The 17,470-nt window shown below is 66.9% G+C and carries 16 protein-coding genes; 7 read left to right on the forward strand and 9 right to left on the reverse strand.

All coding sequences use genetic code 11. The features are described 5' to 3' along the window. Nucleotides 1-60 precede the first annotated feature (60 nt). Nucleotides 61-2,478: a penicillin acylase family protein gene (locus IE224_RS01305; protein WP_191307369.1), complete on the forward strand. Its 2,418-nt coding sequence runs from the start codon at nucleotides 61-63 to the stop codon at nucleotides 2,476-2,478. A 3-nt stretch (nucleotides 2,479-2,481) separates the two neighbouring features. On the opposite strand, the gene IE224_RS01310 is transcribed toward IE224_RS01305, so the two are convergent. From IE224_RS01310 to IE224_RS01345, 8 genes are all read right to left on the reverse strand, one after another. Beyond that, nucleotides 2,482-3,612, reverse strand: coding sequence for a zinc-dependent alcohol dehydrogenase family protein (locus IE224_RS01310; protein WP_191307370.1), 1,131 nt, complete (start codon nucleotides 3,610-3,612; stop codon nucleotides 2,482-2,484). Between the two features lie 52 nt (nucleotides 3,613-3,664). Continuing rightward, nucleotides 3,665-4,642, reverse strand: coding sequence for a bifunctional diaminohydroxyphosphoribosylaminopyrimidine deaminase/5-amino-6-(5-phosphoribosylamino)uracil reductase RibD (gene ribD, locus IE224_RS01315; RefSeq protein ID WP_191307668.1), 978 nt, complete (start codon nucleotides 4,640-4,642; stop codon nucleotides 3,665-3,667). A gap of 29 nt (nucleotides 4,643-4,671) precedes the next feature. Next, entirely contained in the window at nucleotides 4,672-5,130 is a 459-nt protein-coding gene (gene nrdR, locus IE224_RS01320) for a transcriptional regulator NrdR (RefSeq protein WP_167622125.1), read from the reverse strand. Between the two features lie 120 nt (nucleotides 5,131-5,250). Continuing rightward, on the reverse strand, nucleotides 5,251-5,673 hold the full coding sequence (locus IE224_RS01325) for a secondary thiamine-phosphate synthase enzyme YjbQ (RefSeq protein WP_191307372.1): 423 nt from the start codon (nucleotides 5,671-5,673) through the stop codon (nucleotides 5,251-5,253). Further along, on the reverse strand, nucleotides 5,670-7,061 hold the full coding sequence (locus IE224_RS01330; protein WP_229849194.1) for a DNA recombination protein RmuC: 1,392 nt from the start codon (nucleotides 7,059-7,061) through the stop codon (nucleotides 5,670-5,672). Before IE224_RS01330 ends, IE224_RS01325 begins: the two co-directional genes overlap by 4 nt. 130 nt (nucleotides 7,062-7,191) lie before the next feature. Beyond that, the gene (rpoD, locus tag IE224_RS01335) at nucleotides 7,192-9,165 is read right to left on the reverse strand and encodes an RNA polymerase sigma factor RpoD (RefSeq protein WP_167622128.1); all 1,974 of its coding nucleotides are present in this window, start codon (nucleotides 9,163-9,165) and stop codon (nucleotides 7,192-7,194) included. 142 nt (nucleotides 9,166-9,307) lie between these two features. Then, a complete protein-coding gene (gene dnaG / locus IE224_RS01340) occupies nucleotides 9,308-11,203 on the reverse strand; it encodes a DNA primase (protein WP_191307376.1) in 1,896 nt (631 codons plus the stop codon). 65 nt (nucleotides 11,204-11,268) lie between these two features. Further along, on the reverse strand, nucleotides 11,269-11,853 hold the full coding sequence (locus tag IE224_RS01345; protein WP_191307377.1) for a TetR/AcrR family transcriptional regulator: 585 nt from the start codon (nucleotides 11,851-11,853) through the stop codon (nucleotides 11,269-11,271). A gap of 75 nt (nucleotides 11,854-11,928) precedes the next feature. Here IE224_RS01345 and IE224_RS01350 point away from each other — a divergent pair, with 75 nt between their 5' ends. The 5 genes from IE224_RS01350 to gluQRS all read left to right on the forward strand — a co-directional run bounded on the left by IE224_RS01350 (nucleotide 11,929) and on the right by gluQRS (nucleotide 16,398). Further along, nucleotides 11,929-12,192: a hypothetical protein gene (locus tag IE224_RS01350; protein WP_191307379.1), complete on the forward strand. Its 264-nt coding sequence runs from the start codon at nucleotides 11,929-11,931 to the stop codon at nucleotides 12,190-12,192. A 55-nt stretch (nucleotides 12,193-12,247) separates the two neighbouring features. Beyond that, nucleotides 12,248-13,456, forward strand: coding sequence for an alpha-hydroxy acid oxidase (locus tag IE224_RS01355; RefSeq protein ID WP_167622132.1), 1,209 nt, complete (start codon nucleotides 12,248-12,250; stop codon nucleotides 13,454-13,456). Between the two features lie 65 nt (nucleotides 13,457-13,521). Next, nucleotides 13,522-14,142, forward strand: coding sequence for a 50S ribosomal protein L25/general stress protein Ctc (locus IE224_RS01360; RefSeq protein ID WP_167622133.1), 621 nt, complete (start codon nucleotides 13,522-13,524; stop codon nucleotides 14,140-14,142). Nucleotides 14,143-14,233: 91 nt separating this feature from the next. After that, nucleotides 14,234-15,571, forward strand: a complete 1,338-nt coding sequence (trmFO, locus tag IE224_RS01365) for a methylenetetrahydrofolate--tRNA-(uracil(54)-C(5))-methyltransferase (FADH(2)-oxidizing) TrmFO (RefSeq protein WP_167622134.1) — start codon at nucleotides 14,234-14,236, stop codon at nucleotides 15,569-15,571. Beyond that, nucleotides 15,553-16,398, forward strand: coding sequence for a tRNA glutamyl-Q(34) synthetase GluQRS (gluQRS, locus tag IE224_RS01370; RefSeq protein WP_191307381.1), 846 nt, complete (start codon nucleotides 15,553-15,555; stop codon nucleotides 16,396-16,398). The genes trmFO and gluQRS overlap by 19 nt, the downstream gene beginning before the upstream one ends. Before the next feature lie 60 nt (nucleotides 16,399-16,458). Here gluQRS and hisI read toward each other — a convergent pair whose 3' ends face one another. After that, nucleotides 16,459-16,818, reverse strand: a complete 360-nt coding sequence (gene hisI, locus IE224_RS01375) for a phosphoribosyl-AMP cyclohydrolase (protein WP_167622136.1) — start codon at nucleotides 16,816-16,818, stop codon at nucleotides 16,459-16,461. A gap of 62 nt (nucleotides 16,819-16,880) precedes the next feature. Here hisI and IE224_RS01380 point away from each other — a divergent pair, with 62 nt between their 5' ends. Beyond that, nucleotides 16,881-17,321, forward strand: coding sequence for an iron-sulfur cluster assembly scaffold protein (locus tag IE224_RS01380; protein ID WP_191307383.1), 441 nt, complete (start codon nucleotides 16,881-16,883; stop codon nucleotides 17,319-17,321). Nucleotides 17,322-17,470: the final 149 nt, after the last annotated feature.

A 17,470-nucleotide genomic window follows, 5' to 3' on the forward strand; every position in this document is an offset into this window, starting at 1 on the left:
AGCGCATCGGCATCCCCCGAAAGACAGGCAGCCGACCAGGCCCAAGGATCATCCTCCGACATGCTGACCCTTTTCCGCTGGCTTTTACGGCTGACGATCGGCCTGATCGTGCTGCTGGTGATCGCCGCCGTTCTGGCCTGGTATTTCGCCATCCGCTCGCTGCCCGACTACGATGCGACGCTGCAGGTGCAGGGCATCTCTGCCCCGGTCGAGATCGTGCGCTCGACCGAGAACGTGCCCCATATCTTCGGCCAGACGGACGAGGACGTGTTCTTCGCCCTTGGCCTGGCCCATGCCCAGGACCGGCTGTTCCAGATGACCCTGCTGCGCCGGGCTGCGCAGGGCCGCCTGGCCGAGGTTTATGGCCCCGGCGCCCTGCCCGCGGACGACCTTGCCCGGCGGCTGGAGCTGTACCGCAACGCCGCCGCCTCGTTCGACTCCCAGGATCAGGCCACCCAAGCCGCGCTGCGCGCCTATGCCGAGGGGGTGAACCAGTGGATCGGCCATGTGAACGACGGTGCCCTTGGACGCGGCGCGCCAGAGTTCTTTGTCCTGCCGCAGGACATCGCCTACTGGCAGCCTGCCGATTCGCTGGCGATCCTGAAGCTGCTGGCGGCCGCAACCAGCAATTCCGCGGCCGAGGAAGTGCTGCGCGCCCGCCTGTCGCTGACCTGGCCCGAGCGGGGACCAGAACTGCTGCTGGGCGAAGGCCAGGCGCCGCCGATCCTGCCCCCCTATGCCAGCCTTTTCCCCGGCGCGCGCCTTGCGCCGCCCGAATCGCGGCTGGCCGATCCCTTGGCCCGCGACGCAGCAGGCTTCCTGAAACCGAACCAGGGTCTGGGCGCGAATGTCTTTGCCGCCGCCGCGCCCCGGACGGCGGCAGGCGGCGCCATCCTGGCCAATGATCCGCAAAGCCCGTTGATCGCGCCGTCGCTTTACTACCTCGCGCGGCTGCAACTGACGCCGGGCGGGGTGATCGGCGCCACGATCCCCGGCCTGCCGGTGGTCTTCTCGGGGCGCAATCCGCAACTGGCCTGGGGTATCGCCCCCGCCGCCGTGGACGACGCCGACATCGCGATCGAGGAAATCCAGCCCGGCCAGCCCGAACGCTATCGCGGCGCGGGCGGCTGGACCGAGTTCACGACGCGGCGCGAAGTGATCCGGGTGCTGGGCGAACCCGCGCGCTCGATCACGCTGCGGTCAAGCCGCAACGGACCGCTGGTGCCGCTGCTGGATCCGGGCCTGGCCGATGTGACGCCGATGGGTCATGTGCCTGCGCTGCGGTGGTCGGGGCTGTCCGCGACCGACACCACCATGTCGGCGCTGATCGGCCTGATGCGCGCCACCGACGCCAACAGCGCCGCGACCGCCTTGGGCCGTGTCGTGGCGCCGGCCATGACGGTGGCCCTGGCCGATGCCGACGGCATCCGGCAGGTGACGGTCGGGGCAATGCCGCAGCGGTCGCCGGCCCATCCGACAGGCGGTGCGATGCCCGTTCCCGGCTGGCTGGCCGAAGGCGATTGGTCCGGCCTGATGCCCGTCACCCGGGACGGGCCGACCGAGGGCGACCTGGCCTTCGCGACCGAGGAACGCGGGCCCCTGGCCCTGCGCCGCGCCCGGCTGTCCCACCTGCTGAAGGACCGAGAGGTTCATTCGCGCGACAGCTTCATCGCCGCCCAACTGGATATCGTCAGCCCTGCCGCGCGGTCGCTGCTGCCGCTGGTGGGCGCGGATCTGTGGTTCACGGGCGAACCCGCAGCCCCCGGCACGCCCGAACGCCAGCGGCAGGATGCGCTGAACCTGCTGGCCGAATGGGACGGCGCCATGAGCGAGCATCTGCCCGAGCCGCTGATCTATGCCGCCTGGATGTCGGCCCTGCAGGATCGCCTGATCCGGGACGAGTTGGGGCCAGTCGCGGACGACATCCGCAACCTGCACCCCGGATTCATCGATTCCGTTTATCGCAACCGGAACGGCGCGGGTGTCTGGTGCGACATCGTCCAAAGCGCCCCGGCCGAGGACTGCACCACCATCGCCCGCCAGGCGCTTGACCGCGCGATCCTAGACCTGACCCAGCGGTTCGGGCCGGACGTGACAAGCTGGCGGTGGGGCGATGCGCATCAGGCGCGCCATGTTCATCCCGGGCTGGGCCAGATCCCGGCGCTCGGCTGGATCGTGAACCTGTCGCAGTCGATCTCGGGCGGAGGCTTCACCGTATCCCATACCGGGATGCTGGGCACCGGGACCGAACGGTTCGAGGCTGGTTCCGGCCCCGGCTATCGCGGCGTCTATGACCTGGCCGATCCCGACAGTTCGGTCTTCATCGTCTCGACCGGGCAGTCGGGGCATCCGCTGTCGCGCCATTACGACGACCTGGCCGGGCTGTGGCGGCGCGGCGAATACATCGGAATGTCGCTGGACCCCGTCCTGGCGCGGGCCGCCGCGACCGGCGTGACGCGGCTGGAGCCAGCCCGTTGAAGGTCAGTCGAAGACCACGACCTGCCGGATCGCCTCGCCCCGGTCCAGCAGGTCGAAGCCCTCGTTGATCTCGTCCAGCCGCAGCGTCCGGGTCAGCAGACGGTCCACCGGCAGTTGCCCGGCGCGATACATGCGAATGAAGCGCGGGATGTCGCGCTGCGGGACGCAGGATCCCATGTAGCTGCCCTTCACGGTCCGCTCGTCAGCCACGACATTCACCGCCGGAAGCCGGAACTCGGCCGTTGGCGCAGGAAGTCCCGCAGTCACCGTCTGGCCGCCGCGCCGGGTGATGCGATAGGCCAGTTCGAAGGCAGGCGCGGCCCCGGCGAGTTCCACGGCGTGATCGACCCCGCCGCCGGTATCGGCGCGGATGCGATCCGACAGCCCGTCCTTAGCCGCGTTATAGATGCGCGTTGCCCCAAGCTCCTGTGCAAGCGCCAGCTTGTCGTCGGACAAGTCCACCGCCACGATCTCGGTCGCGCCTGCTGCCACCGCCCCCAGCAGGGCGGCCAGCCCGACGCCGCCCAGCCCGACGATCGCCACACTTTGACCCGGCTGCACGCGACATGTGTTCAGCACCGCACCCACCCCCGTCTGGACCGCGCAGCCGAACAGCGCGAGTTCCGCGAAGGGAATGTCTTCCGCATCCACTCGGACGACCGAATGGCGCGATACCACGGCATGATCGGCATAGGCCGACACGCCGCAATGGTGATGCACATCCGTGCCCCCATCGTGCAGCCGCATGTCGCCCGACATCAGCACGCCCCGGCCGTTCGCCTCGGCCCCCGGGATGCACAGGGCAGGCCGCCCCTCGGCGCAGGGCAGGCAGGCGCCGCAGGTCGGTTGGAAGGTCATCACCACGCGGTCGCCCGGCGCAAGGTCGCGGATCGCGCTGCCGACCTGCACCACGGTCCCGGCGGCTTCATGTCCCAGCACCATTGGCACCGGGCGCGGGCGGTTGCCGTTGATGACGGACAGGTCAGAATGGCACAAGCCCGCCGCGCCGATCCTGACAAGCACCTCCTCGGGGCCGGGGGGATCCAGATCCAGTTCCTCGATCACTAAGGGGCGGCTTTCGGCGAAGGGTGCCTGGGCGGGCGAAGCCTTCAAGACAGCGGCGCGGATTTTCATGCATCTCTCCGGTTATCTGACCGGGGGATGTTCAGCGCCCGCGGCGCGACATTCAAGCCCGCAGCCAGCGGTGGAACAGGTCACCGCCCAGCCGGCGGGTCTCGACAAGGCGGAAGCGGGGCGCATCGGCCAGCCGTTCCAATCGCAGCGATCCTGCCGCCGCGCGGCCATCGCCGCCCAGGACAACGCCGGCGGTGTAGCCCATCACCTGATCCACAAGCCCCGCCCGCAGCAGCGACGCCGCCAGCATCCCGCCGCCTTCGCAGAAAACCCGTGTGACGCCCTGCGCCGCAAGGGCTTGCAGCGCAACCTCCGGGGGACCGTCCAGCCGCATCAGCGGGCCATGAGCCGGGCCTTCGGCGGGCATGTCCGGCAAAGGCTGCGAGGACAGCACGACCCTCAGCGGCTGGCGCGTCGTCGTCAGCCCCCGCACGTTCAGCGACGGCCGGTCGGCGCGGGCCGTTCCGCCGCCTACCATTACCGCATCATGGATCATCCGCATCGCGTGGACGTGCAGCCGCGCCTGCGGGCCCGTGATCCACTGACTTTCACCCCCGGCGGTGGCGATGCGTCCGTCAAAGCTGGTGGCCAGCTTCAGCGTGACGAAGGGTCGTCCGGTCAGGACGCGGGACAGGAAGCCTGCCTGCAATTCCCGCGCCTCGGCCTGCCGGAGGTCCTCGGTCACAGCGATGCCGGCGGCGCGCAGGATGCCGTGGCCGCGCCCGGCCACGCGCGGGTCCGGGTCGGTCATGGCCGATACGACGCGCGCGATGCCTGCCTGGACCAGCCCCTCGGCGCAGGGGGGCGTGCGGCCGTGATGAGCGCAGGGTTCCAGCGTGACATAGGCCGTCGCGCCACGGGCCAGCGGGCCGGCCTGATCCAAGGCAATCCGTTCCGCATGGGGACGGCCGCCGGGCTGGGTCCAGCCGCGCCCGACGATGCGGCCCGTCTGGACGATCACGCAGCCGACGGCGGGATTGGGCCAGACAGTGCCAAGCCCCCGCCGCGCAAGCCGCAGGGCATGGGCCATGTGGCGCAGGTCATGGGGATCGGCCACGGTCAGTCGTTGCCGGGGCGCAACTCGGACACGAACTTGTCGAAATCGTCCGCGTCCTGGAAGTTCTTGTAGACGCTGGCGAAGCGGACATAGGCGACGTTGTCTATGCGCGACAGCGCCTCCATCACGATCTCGCCGATCATCTTCGAGGGGATGTCGGTTTCGCCCGTGCTTTCCAGGCGGCGGACGATGCCGCTGATCATCTGCTCGATCCGCTCTGGTTCGACCGGGCGCTTCTGCATGGCGATGCGGATGGACCGGGCCAGCTTGTCGCGGTCGAAATCCTCGCGCCGGCCGCTGGACTTGACTACGACCAGATCGCGCAGCTGCACGCGTTCGTAGGTGGTGAAGCGGCCCCCGCAGGCGGGACAGAAGCGGCGGCGGCGAATGGCGACGTTGTCCTCGGCGGGACGGGAATCCTTGACCTGAGTATCCACGTTTCCGCAAAACGGGCAGCGCATCCAGTTGTCCCCTCGGCCGCTGAAATCGCCACCAGTATAGGACCCCCGCAGGGATTGGGTAGCTTAATCCACAAGCCACAAGATGTTCTTCGCGCGTGATGTGACCCGAATGCCGCGCCGTCAGGACGGCTGGAAGATCGCCGCGACCTCGCGCCGATGGGGCGCGCGTCGATGTTCGACCAGGTAGATGCCTTGCCAGGTGCCAAGCATCATCCGCCCGCCTGCCACCGGAATCTGCAGGCTGACCGGCAGGACCGAAGCCTTGAGATGCGCGGGCATGTCGTCCGGTCCCTCGGCCGTGTGCCGCAGCCAGGACATCGAGGAATGGTCAGCAGGTGGCGCGATCCGGTTCAGCCAGCCCAGCAGGTCCGCCTGAACATCGGGATCGGCATTTTCCTGGATCAGCAGGGAACAGGAGGTATGGCGCACCATCAGCGTCAGTAACCCGTCGCGGGCGTCAATGTCTGCAAGCCAAGACCGGACCTGCACAGTGAAGTCGTGGCAGGCCGGCCCGCGGGTGTTCAGCGTGATCAGGTGGTTCATTCGGCAGCCTCCGGCGGGTCCAGCATCAGCCCGTCGCCGTCATGGTCGGTGCCGATCCTCTTCTGCGTTCGCGCGCCCAGCTCGCGCAGCATCTCGACCTGGCGGATCACGTTGCCGGATCCTCGTGTCAGTCGGTCCATCGCCTGCCCATGCGCCCGCCCCGCCTGGTCAAGCGCGCGGCCCACCGCCTCCAGGGATTCGACGAAGCCCGCGACCTTGTCGTAAAGCTGGCCGGCGCGGCGGGCGATTTCCGTCGCATTGGCCTCGCGCCGTTCGACGGCCCAGATATGCTCGATCGTGCGAAGGGTCAGCATCAGCGTGGTGGGGGTGGTCAGGCCGACGCGGCGTTCCATGGCAAAGCTTGCCAGCGTCGGATCGGCCCGCAGCGCCTCGGAGAACGCGCCCTCGATCGGGATGAACATCAGCACGTAATCGACCGAATTGTCGTCCATCCGGTGATAGCCCTTATCGCCCAAGGTGACGACATGGGTGCGGATCGCAGAAACATGGCGGCGCAGCGCGGCCTGCGCCTCGGCCGGATCTTCGGCGTTCACCGAGGTTTCGTAGTCGACAAGCGACACCTTGCTGTCGATCACCATGACCTTGGCGCGCGGCATCCTGACCACCACGTCCGGCCGCCACCGCTTGCCGTCCTCGTCCGTCCAGCTTGACTGGGTGTCATAATGGGTGCCGGCAATCAGGCCCGAATCCTCCAGCAGCCGTTCCAGCACCATCTCGCCCCATGCGCCCTGGCGCTGCTTGTCGCCCTTCAGCGCGCGGGTCAGGTTGACGGCCTCGCGCGAGATGTCCTCGGACCGCTGGTTCAGAAAGGAGATCTGTTCACGCAGTCTGGCACCTTCTTCGTCCAAGACCTTGTTCCGGGCCTGCAATTCAGTCTGGAAGCGGTGCACCTGTTCGCGGAACGGGTTGAGCAGCGCCGAAAGCTGTTCGCCCTGTGCCCGCTGCATGTCGCCCTGCTGGGCGCGCAGGGTTTCCGTTGCCAGAAGCTTGAACTGTGCGGTCATTTCCTGGCGCAATTCACGCAGCGTGCGGATTTCCCGCGCGGCGGCCTCGGCGTCCTTTTCGGCGCGCAGGCGCGTTTCGGCCAGTTCGGTGCGGGCGGCAGCCAGAAGCTGGCGCGCCTGATGCAGCGCATCGGCCAGTCCGTCCCGTTCCTCGGTCAGTTCGGACAGGCGGTCGGCCTGGACCTCGGACCGCGCCTGTTGCTGGCCCATGCGCAGGGCGGTGGCGCGCGTTTCCTCGGCCAAGTGGCGAAGTTGGGTGTCCAGATCGGCTGCGCGGGCCTCGGCCAGAAGACGCGCCCGGCGCCCCCCCAGCCACATCATCGCCAGCAGCCCGACAAGGGCCAACAGGAGGATGCGAAGCACAGCGGGGTCTTCAAGCAGGCTTGGCATTGGCACTCCGGGGACAATCACAGGAAGTGTTCGTGCTTTGTGCCAGAAATGCAAGGATCGACCCCACGGCCCCGCCTGACAAGGTAGGGCCGTGGGATTTGTGTCACTGGTCCAGGAAGGACCGCAGCTTGCGCGACCGCGAGGGGTGCTTCAGCTTGCGCAGCGCCTTGGCCTCGATCTGGCGGATCCGTTCGCGGGTGACACTGAACTGCTGGCCAACTTCCTCCAGCGTGTGGTCGGTGTTCATGCCGATGCCGAAACGCATCCGCAAGACCCGTTCCTCGCGCGGGGTCAGCGACGCCAGAACCCGCGTTGTGGTTTCCTTGAGGTTTTCCTGGATCGCGCTGTCCAGCGGCAGGACGGCGTTCTTGTCCTCGATGAAATCGCCAAGCTGGCTGTCCTCCTCGTCCCCGATGGGGGTTTCGAGGGAGATCGGTTCCTTGGCGATCTTCATCACCTTGCGGACCTTCTCCAGCGGCATCTGCAGCTTTTCGGCCAGTTCCTCGGGCGTGGGTTCCCGACCGATCTCGTGCAGCATCTGGCGGCCCGTCCGGACGAGCTTGTTGATCGTCTCGATCATGTGGACCGGGATGCGGATCGTCCGTGCCTGGTCCGCGATGGACCGGGTGATGGCCTGCCGGATCCACCAGGTCGCATAGGTCGAGAACTTGTAACCGCGGCGGTATTCGAACTTGTCGACGGCCTTCATCAGGCCGATGTTGCCTTCCTGGATCAGGTCCAGGAACTGCAAGCCGCGGTTCGTGTATTTCTTGGCGATGCTGATGACCAGCCGCAGGTTGGCCTCGACCATTTCCTTTTTGGCTTGGCGTGCTTCCTTTTCGCCCCGCTGCACCTGGGACACGATGCGGCGGAATTCCTCGATATCGACGCCGACATATTGGCCGACCTGCGCCATCTCGTTGCGCAATTCCTCGACCTTGTCGCGCGACCGTTCGAACAGCGCCTGCCAGCCGCGCCCGGCTTGCTGGGACATGCGGTCCACCCAGGCCGGATCCAGTTCGGTTCCGCGATAGGCGTCGATGAATTCGCGGCGGTTGATCCGCGCCGCATCGGCCAGCTTGACCATGCCGCTGTCAATGGTGACGATCCGGCGGTTGATGCCGTAAAGCTGGTCGACAAGGGCCTCGATCCGGCTGCTGTTCAGGTGCAGCTCGTTCACCAGCCCGACGATGCGCGACCGCAGCACCTGGTAGTCGCTTTCCGCCGTGGCCGAGAAGCTGTTGTCCTCGTTCAGGGTGGCCGACATCCGCTGGTCCTGCATCGCCGCAAGGGATTCGTAGTCCCGCGCGATCAGTTCCAAGGTTTCCAGCACCTTGGGCTTGAGGCTGGCTTCCATCGCGGCCAGCGACAGGTTGGCGCCCTCGTCCTCGTCCTCGTCCTCCTCGCCGCGCATGGGATTGCCATCGGCGTCCAATTCCTCGCGCTTCTGAGAAGATTCGGTGGGGGCGCTGTCCTCGGTCAGGTCTTCCTCGTCACCCTCTTCATCCTCCAGGCTCTGGCCGAAGGTGGTTTCCAGGTCGATCACGTCGCGCAGCAGGATTTCTTCGTCCAGAAGCTCCTCGCGCCACATGGTGATGGCCTTGAAGGTCAGCGGGCTTTCGCAAAGGCCCGCGATCATGGTGTTCCGGCCGGCCTCGATCCGCTTGGCGATGGCGATCTCGCCCTCGCGCGACAGCAACTCGACGCTGCCCATCTCTCGCAGATACATGCGGACGGGGTCGTCGGTGCGGTCCAATTTCTCGGTGTCCGAGCTGGCGACCGCGACTTCGCGCGAAGACGACCCGACCACGGCGACCGCGCCGCCTTCCGGTTCCTCGGCTCCGTCCTCGTCCTCGATCACGTTGATGCCCATTTCGGACAGCATCGACATCACGTCCTCGATCTGTTCGCTGCTGACCTGCTCGGGCGGCAGGACGGCATTCAGTTGATCATAGGTGATGTAGCCCCGTTCACGGGCATCCGCGATCATGCGCTTGACCGCAGCCTGGCTCATGTCCAGCGAATGGGCGTTGTCGTCCTTGTCCGTCTTGTCGTGATCGTCGTCCTTGGCGGCCATCAAGGGCTCCCTTCTTCAGGCGATGATTCGCGGGCAAGGCGAATCACTGACAGTGTGGTCTACATTTAGCGCGGCGCACCCCCGAATCAAAGGGCACGCGCGACAACTGATTCGGATAGCGACGCGAATCACCCCGAGGTGGTCAGCGACGCGGCGGCTTGCGCCAGATCTGGCCATCGACGAACTGGGACAACTGGGCCGACAGGGCGTCCCGGTCCTCGTTCAGGTCCAGGCCGCCCTCCAGTTCCGGCCGTTCGGCCCGGTGGCGGGCGCGGGCAATCTGCTGCATCCGCCAGGTCAGTCCTTCGTCGGCCTCGCCCTGGATCTCGGCCTCGGCGCGGGCAAGTTCTGCGCCGATGGCGCGCTGCGCCTCCAGCCGGTCCAGAAGATTGGCCAGGATGGCGGCGACGGTCTCGGTATCCTGGGCGTCGATCACCGCAGGAGTCAGGCCCAGATGGGCGTCCCGCCGCAGCGTTTCAAGCCCGCGACGCCCGGCTTCGCTTTGGGTCTGGCCCATCAGATCGAAAAGCAGCGCCGCCCGGTCCGGGTCATGCGGTGTCAAGTGTTCAAGCCGCGTCTCGATCGGGCCGATCAGTTCGGGGCGCAGGGCGCAGATCAGCAGGCTTGCGCCCTCCAGCAAGGCTGCTGCAGCCTGAGGATCGGTTGCCGTCGCCGGAATAGGCAAGGCCGGCCGCGCGGGCCTGCCCTGGCCGCCCCGGCCCTTGAAGCTCCGCTCGCCGCCCCGGCGGGCGCCGCCGCCGAACAACTCCCACCGCTTGCGGCGCAGTTCCTCGGCGTAATGGTTGCGGGTCACTTCATCGGGGATCTTGCCGATCGCGTCCTGCAGCCGCTTGTCGAGCGCGGCCTTGCGTTCGGGACTGTCGAAGATCTGCCCTTCGGTTTCCCGCGCCCAGAGAAGATCGACCAGCGGCCTTGCGCCGTCCAGCAGGGCAGCCATCGCCCCCGGCCCGGCGGACTTGATCAGGTCGTCAGGATCCTGCCCCGCCGGCAGGATCACGAAGCGCAACGCCTGCCCCGGACCCGTCATCGGCAGCGCCAGGTCGATCAGCCGCTGCGCCGCGCGCTGCCCCGCCGCATCGCCGTCAAGAGCGATCACCGGTTCCGAGGACACGCGCCACATCAGGCGCAACTGTTCTTCGGTAATGGCAGTGCCAAGGGGGGCGACGGCGCCTTCGAAGCCCGCCCGGGACAGGGCGATCACGTCCATGTAGCCCTCGGCCACGACCAGGCGCTGCCGTTTGCCGACCGCCGCCCGCGCCGGTCCAAGGTTGTAAAGGCTGCGGCCCTTGTCGAACAGCGGCGTTTCCGGGCTGTTGAGGTATTTGGCCCGCGCATTCGGATCCATCGCGCGTCCGCCAAAGCCGATGCAGCGGCCCTGCCCGTCGCGGATCGGAAACATGATCCGCCCCCGGAAGCGGTCATAGGCCGCCCCGCCCCCGTCGGGCTTGGCCGACATGCCCGATTCGACAGCCAGCGATTCGTCGAAGCCCTTGTCGCGGAGGGCCTGCGTCAGGGCCGTCCGACTGTCGGGCGCAAAGCCGATCTCGAACCGGTCGAGCGCCGCCTGATCCAGGCCGCGCCGAACAAGGTAATCACGCGCCTCGGCGGCGGCGCCGGTCTGCAATTGCAGGCGGAACCAGCGGCTTGCGGCCTCGGTCACCTCGAACAGGCGGGTGCGGCGGTCGGTCTTTTCGCGTGCCCGGGAATCGGCCTCGGGCATCTGAAGCCCGGCTTCGGCCGCCAGCAGCTTCACGGCCTCGATGAACTCCATCCCGTCGGCCTCGCGCAGGAACTTGATGGCGTCCCCTTTCGCGTGGCAGCCGAAGCAGTAGTAATAGCCCTTCTGATCATCGCAATGAAAACTGGCAGATTTTTCCTGGTGAAACGGGCATGGCGCCCACCAGTCGCCGCGCGCCTGGTTCGACTTGCGCAGATCCCACACGACCTTCTTGCCGATCACGCGGCTGATGGGGACGCGGTTGCGAATTTCGTCAAGGAAGCCGGGGGGAAGACTCATGGGGGGATTATCGCGCTGCCGGCGGCGTCAAGGAAGGGGGTATTTGGACAACAGAGACGCGGCGGTCAATCCGCGCCCACCGCGCCGCGCGCAAGACCCCAGTAGATGTCGCCGATCCGCCGCCGGTCCAGCCGCCCGCCTTCGCGATACCAGTTGGTCACGCCCGTCAGCATCGCGATCAGCGCCATTGTCGCCAGCCGCGCGTCGTCGATCCGCATCAGCCCCGCCGCCATCCCGTCGCGCAGGATCGCTTCAAGCGCGGCCTCGTATTCGCCCCGAAGGGCCGCGATGCGGGCATAGTTTTTGGGCGTGAGGTTGCGCAGTTCCATGTAGGACAGGAAGACCGTGTCGGCGTGATCCAGACTGGTGTCGATGTGGAAGCGAACGAAATGTTCCAGCCGCGCCAGCGGATCGCCGGGCACGTCGGTCCAGGCGCCCAGCAATTCCTGCATGTGGCTTTCCAGCAGGTCGAACAGCAGCGCCTGCTTGTCGGGCGTGTAAGCATAAAGCGCCCCGGCCTGCACCCCCACAGCCGATGCGATCTGGCGCATCGACACGGCAGCATAGCCCTGCCGCGCGAACAGGCGGCGGGCATGGGTGCGGATCAGGGGGCCGGTGACATCGGCGCGGGAACCTTGGGTGCGGGCCATGCGGTCTTCTAGCGCGTGGCGGCGGGCCGGGAAAGTCCGTTGCCGGGAACCCCTGCCCGCCGTAAGCATGACCGCATGAGACAGATGCTGATCATCCCCCTGGCGGCCCTGCTGGCTGGCTGCACCGGCGAGGCAGAGGACTATCCCCGCCTGCTGCCCACCGACCAGATCCTGGCCGAACCCACCCTGCCCGACCACGCGCCTGACGCGGCCCTTTCCCCTGCGGACGTCGATGCCGAAGCGCAGGCCCGTGCCGATGCCTTGCGCCAGCGCGCCGAGGCGCTGCGCGGCCCGGTCATCGAACCGGGAACGCTGGCGCGGATGCGCCCGCAAGGATGATTGCCCGACGCCACCGCTTCTGGTAAAGAAATTTTACCAAACTGCGGAGAAGGCCATGCCCGTCGTCACCTCGATCGAAGACCTGAAGCGGATGCACCGCGCCCGTACGCCCCGGATGTTCTATGATTACGCCGAATCCGGCAGCTATACGGAACAGACCTTCCGCGAGAACACGACGGACTTCGCCCGGCTGAAGCTGCGGCAGAAGGTGGCCGTGGACATGTCCAACCGCAGCACCGCATCTGACATCGTGGGCCTGCCCGCCACGATGCCGGTTGCCCTTGCGCCGGTCGGCCTGACCGGGATGCAGCACGCGGACGGCGAAATTCACGCTGCACGGGCGGCGGAACGGTTCGGGGTGCCGTTCTGCCTGTCCACCATGTCCATCTGTTCACTGGAGGATGTCGCGGAACACACGACCAAGCCCTTCATGTTCCAGCTTTACGTGATGAAGGACCAGGACTTCCTGGCCGCCATCATCGAGCGCGCGAAGAAGGTGAACTGCAGCGCCCTGGTCCTGACGCTGGACCTTCAGATCCTGGGCCAGCGGCACAAGGATTTGAAGAACGGGTTGTCCGCACCCCCCAAGCTGACCCTGCCCACGCTGCTGGATCTGGCGACCCGCTGGCGGTGGGGTTTGGGAATGCTACAGACGAAGCGCCGCTTCTTCGGCAACATCGTGGGCCATGCCAAGGGGGTCGCAGACCCCTCCAGCCTGATGAGCTGGACCGCCGACCAGTTCGACGAACGATTGGACTGGGACAAGATCGCCCGGATCCGCGACATGTGGGGCGGAAAGCTGATCCTGAAGGGCGTGCTTGACCCCGACGATGCGCGCATCGCCGCCGACTTCGGGGCGGATGCGATCGTCGTCAGCAACCACGGGGGAAGGCAGCTTGACGGGGCGCTGTCCTCGATCCGGATGCTGCCGCATATCGTGAAGGCCGTGGGCGACCGGGTGGAAATCCACATGGACAGCGGCATCCGGTCCGGCCAGGACGTTCTCAAGGCGCTTGCGCTTGGCGCCCATTCCACCTGGATCGGGCGGGCATGGCTGCACGGCCTGGGCGCCATGGGCGAGGCGGGCGTGACCAAGGCCTTGGAGATCATCCGCAAGGAACTGGACATCAGCATGGCCCTGTGCGGCGAACGCGACGTCAAGCACCTGGGGCCGCAGAACGTGATGATCCCCCGTGGCTTCCTGGATGAATACGAGGTCGCCGCGCCGATGAGGGCTTCACAAATCGCCCCCATTGCCGTATAGGCCGCGACCTGTCGCCATGCACCCTTGGAGGATGGCGGCATCCACAACTGATAGGAACATATATCATGGCCAAAGAGATCCCTGATCTGGTGGCCGAGCCGCGCGCGGGGTCAGGCAAGGGGGCCGCCCGCCAAGCTCGCCGCGACGGTAAGGTGCCCGGAGTCGTTTATGGCGACCACAAAGACCCGGTCAACGTGCAGTTCGACTTCAACAAGCTGCTGACGCAACTGCGCGCCGGCCGCTTCATGTCCACGCTGTTCAACCTGAAGGTTGAAGGCCAGGACGACGTCCGCGTCATCTGCCGCGGCGTCCAGAAGGACGTGGTGAAGGATCTGCCGATCCACATCGACTTCATGCGCCTGCGCCGCACCTCGAAGGTGAACCTGTTCATCCACGTGGACTTCATCAACCACGACAAGTGCCCCGGCCTGAAGCGCGGCGGCACGCTGGTGACGGTGCGCCCCGAGGTCGAGCTGGTCGTGACCGCGGGTGACATCCCCGATCACATCACCGTCGATCTGGAAGGCCTGAACGTCGGCGACACCATCCACATCAACGACGTGAAGCTGCCGGAAGGCGTCAAGCCGACGATCGACCGCAACTTCGTGATCGCCAACATCGCCGCGCCGTCTGCGCTGCGGTCGGGTGGCGACGACGAAACCGAGGAAGCCGCAGCCGAGGAGTGATCCTTCCGGCCTTGCGCGATTTGGGGCGGTGCCACAGGCGCCGCCCTTTTCATTTTCGGGGCGCTTTGCTACCCCGCCAGCAGGAGGTCACATGGAACCCATCCATATCATCGGCGCAGGACTTGCCGGCTCCGAGGCTGCATGGCAGGCGGCCCGTGCGGGCGTGCCCGTGATCCTGCATGAAATGCGCCCGGCCAAGGGCACCTTTGCCCACAAGACCGGCGACTGCGCGGAAATGGTCTGCTCGAACAGCTTCCGGTCGGACGACGACGTGATGAACGCCGTAGGCCAGTTGCATTGGGAAATGCGCGCGGCGGGCGGGCTGATCATGACCATGGCCGATCGCCACAAGCTGCCTGCGGGCGGCGCCCTTGCCGTCGACCGCGAGGCCTTTTCCGCCGCAGTCACCCAAGCCCTACGGGCCGAGCCGCTGATCCGGATCGTCCCGGGCGAAATCACCGAATTGCCCGGCGACGGCAACTGGATCGTCGCTACCGGCCCGCTGACCTCGGACAGCCTTGCGCAGGCGATCCGGTCGGTGACGGGCACCGACGCACTGGCCTTCTTCGACGCCATCGCCCCCATCGTCCATGCCGACACGATCGACATGACGGTGGCTTGGGAACAAAGCCGCTATGACAAGGGCGAGACCGAGGCCGAGCAAAAGGCCTATATCAACTGCCCGATGACCCGCGACCAGTATGAGGCCTTCATCGACGCCCTTCTGGCAGCCGAGAAGACCGAGTTCCACGAGGGCGAAACGGCTGGCTATTTCGACGGCTGCCTGCCGATCGAGGTCATGGCCGAACGCGGCCGCGAGACCCTGCGCCACGGCCCGATGAAGCCGGTGGGACTGACGAACGCGCACAAGCCCGATGAAAAAGCCTATGCGGTGGTTCAGCTTCGGCGGGACAATGCATTGGGAACGCTCTACAATATCGTCGGCTTCCAGACCAAGATGAAGTACGGCGCCCAGACCCAGGTGTTTCGCATGATCCCGGGGCTGGAAAACGCCAGCTTCGCCCGGCTGGGGGGCATCCACCGCAATTCCTTCCTGAACTCGCCCACGCTGCTGGACGACCGGATGCGCCTGCGTCAGCGTCCGAACCTGCGCTTCGCGGGCCAGGTGACGGGCGTCGAGGGCTATGTCGAAAGCGCGGCGATGGGCTTGCTGGCGGGCCGGATGGCGGCCGCGCAGGCACTGGGGCACGACCTGCCGCCGCCTGCGCCCACGACGGCGATGGGTGCCTTGGTCAACCACATCACCGGCGGGGCCGAGGCCAAGACCTTCCAGCCGATGAACGTGAACTTCGGCCTGTTCCCCCCGCTGGACGAGATGCGCAGCGGCCGCAAGGGCCGCAAGGACCGCTATCCCGCCTATACCCAACGGGCCAAGGATGATTTCCGCGCATGGCTGGCGGCGCAGTAACCCGCTTCGCCCCCTCTCCGACCGGGCTGCTGCATCTGGGCCACGCCTATGCGGCGCTTGTGGCGGAGCGATTGGCCGATCCCGGATGGTTCCTGCTGCGGATCGAGGACATTGACCGCGACCGCTGTCGTCCCGAATACGAGGCCGCGATCCATGAGGACCTGGCCTGGCTGGGGCTTTCCTGGCAACAGCCGGTCATGCGCCAGACGGATCGGATGCAGGCTTATCGCGACGCGCTAGCCCGGCTTGCCCCACTGGCCTATCCGTGCCAATGCCGCAGGGGCGATATCCGCGCGGTTCTTTCGGCCCCGCAGGAAGGCGCCTTGCCGGCAGGGCCGGACGGCCTCGTCTATCCCGGCACCTGCCGCGCCCGCGGCCTGTCCGACGCCGGACCGGGCGATGTGATCCGCCTGGATGTCGCCCGCGCCTTCGACGCCCTGGGTATCGACCGGATCGGCTTTCGCGACGAGTCGATCATGCCGGACCAGGACCATGTCCTGACAAAGGACCAGTTCCTCGACGGCATCGGCGACGTGATCCTGTCGCGCCGGGGCATGGGGACGTCCTATCACCTGGCAGTCGTTGTGGATGACGCCGCGCAGGGGATCACCCTGGTCACGCGCGGAAAGGACCTGTTCGATTCGACCTTCATCCATGTCCTGCTCCAGAAGCTTTTGCGCCTTCCGACACCCGCCTATCATCACCACCGCCTGATCCGCGACGACGCGGGCAAGCGCCTGGCCAAGCGCGACGACGCCCGCGCCCTTCGCCATTACCGGCAGGACGGCGCTACGCCGCAGGATATTCGCCGCATGATCGGCCTCTAGCCCATCTTCTGTGTCGAATATCCCGGAGGGGTCGCCGGAAAGGCGACGGGGCAGCGCCCCCTATTCGGCCATCGGCGCCATGATCTCGACCTCGGCCCCGTCGCGGACGGCGGTATAGAAGCAGCTTCGCCGATTGGTATGGCAGGCAGGGCCAGTCTGGCGCACTAGAAGCAGCAGGCAGTCCCGGTCGCAGTCGATCCGCAGCTCGACCAACTCCTGCACATGGCCCGAGCTTTCGCCCTTGGCCCAGAACGACTGCCGTGACCGGGACCAATAGGTGACGTGCCCGGTTTGCAGCGTGCGTGCCACGCTGTCGGCGTTCATCCAGGCCATCATCAGGATTTCACCGTTGTCAGCGTCCTGTGCGATGGCCGGGATCAGGCCGTTGGCGTCGAATTTCAGGCTGGCAGGATCGAACATCGGGTTTCCTTTCGCGGGTCGCGTCCCTATCTAGGGCAAAGCGCAGCGCAGGGGAAAGACCGATGGCCGACAGCGACCTGATGCAGCTTTATTCCCGCAGGATCCTGGCGCTGACAACGGCCATTCCGCATCTGGGCGTGCTGCCGGATTTCGACGGCAAGGCCATGCGCCGGTCGCCGCAATGCGGATCCTCGGTCACCGCCTATGTCGCCATGGATGGCGACAGGATCGCGGATTTCCGGCAAGAGGTTCGCGCCTGCGCCCTGGGCCAGGCCTCAGCCTCGGTCCTGGGCCAGGCCGTGATCGGCCGCAGCCGGACCGAGATCGCGCAAGCACGCGACGCCTTGAACGCGATGCTGACGGATGGCGGAACGCCCCCGGCAGAACCCTTCGCCGATCTCGAGGCGCTGCTGCCTGCGCGGGACTATCCCAACCGGCACGCATCGATCCTGCTGGCTTGGGATGCGACGCTTCAGGCTATGGACGCCGCCAGCCAGACATAAAAAGACCGGCCCTTAAGGGGGCCGGCCAGGTGCGCGTGCTGGGGATCGACGGTCGCACAGGCGGGGCGCCGTCACGGCAACGCGGGGCAGAGTTCAGGCCTGCAGGATGGCAGGCAGCCAAAGTGTGATGATCGTGGTGACGGTCAGGG

The sequence above is a fragment of the Paracoccus aerius genome (assembly GCF_014656455.1).
In the GTDB taxonomy this organism is placed as follows: domain Bacteria; phylum Pseudomonadota; class Alphaproteobacteria; order Rhodobacterales; family Rhodobacteraceae; genus Paracoccus; species Paracoccus aerius.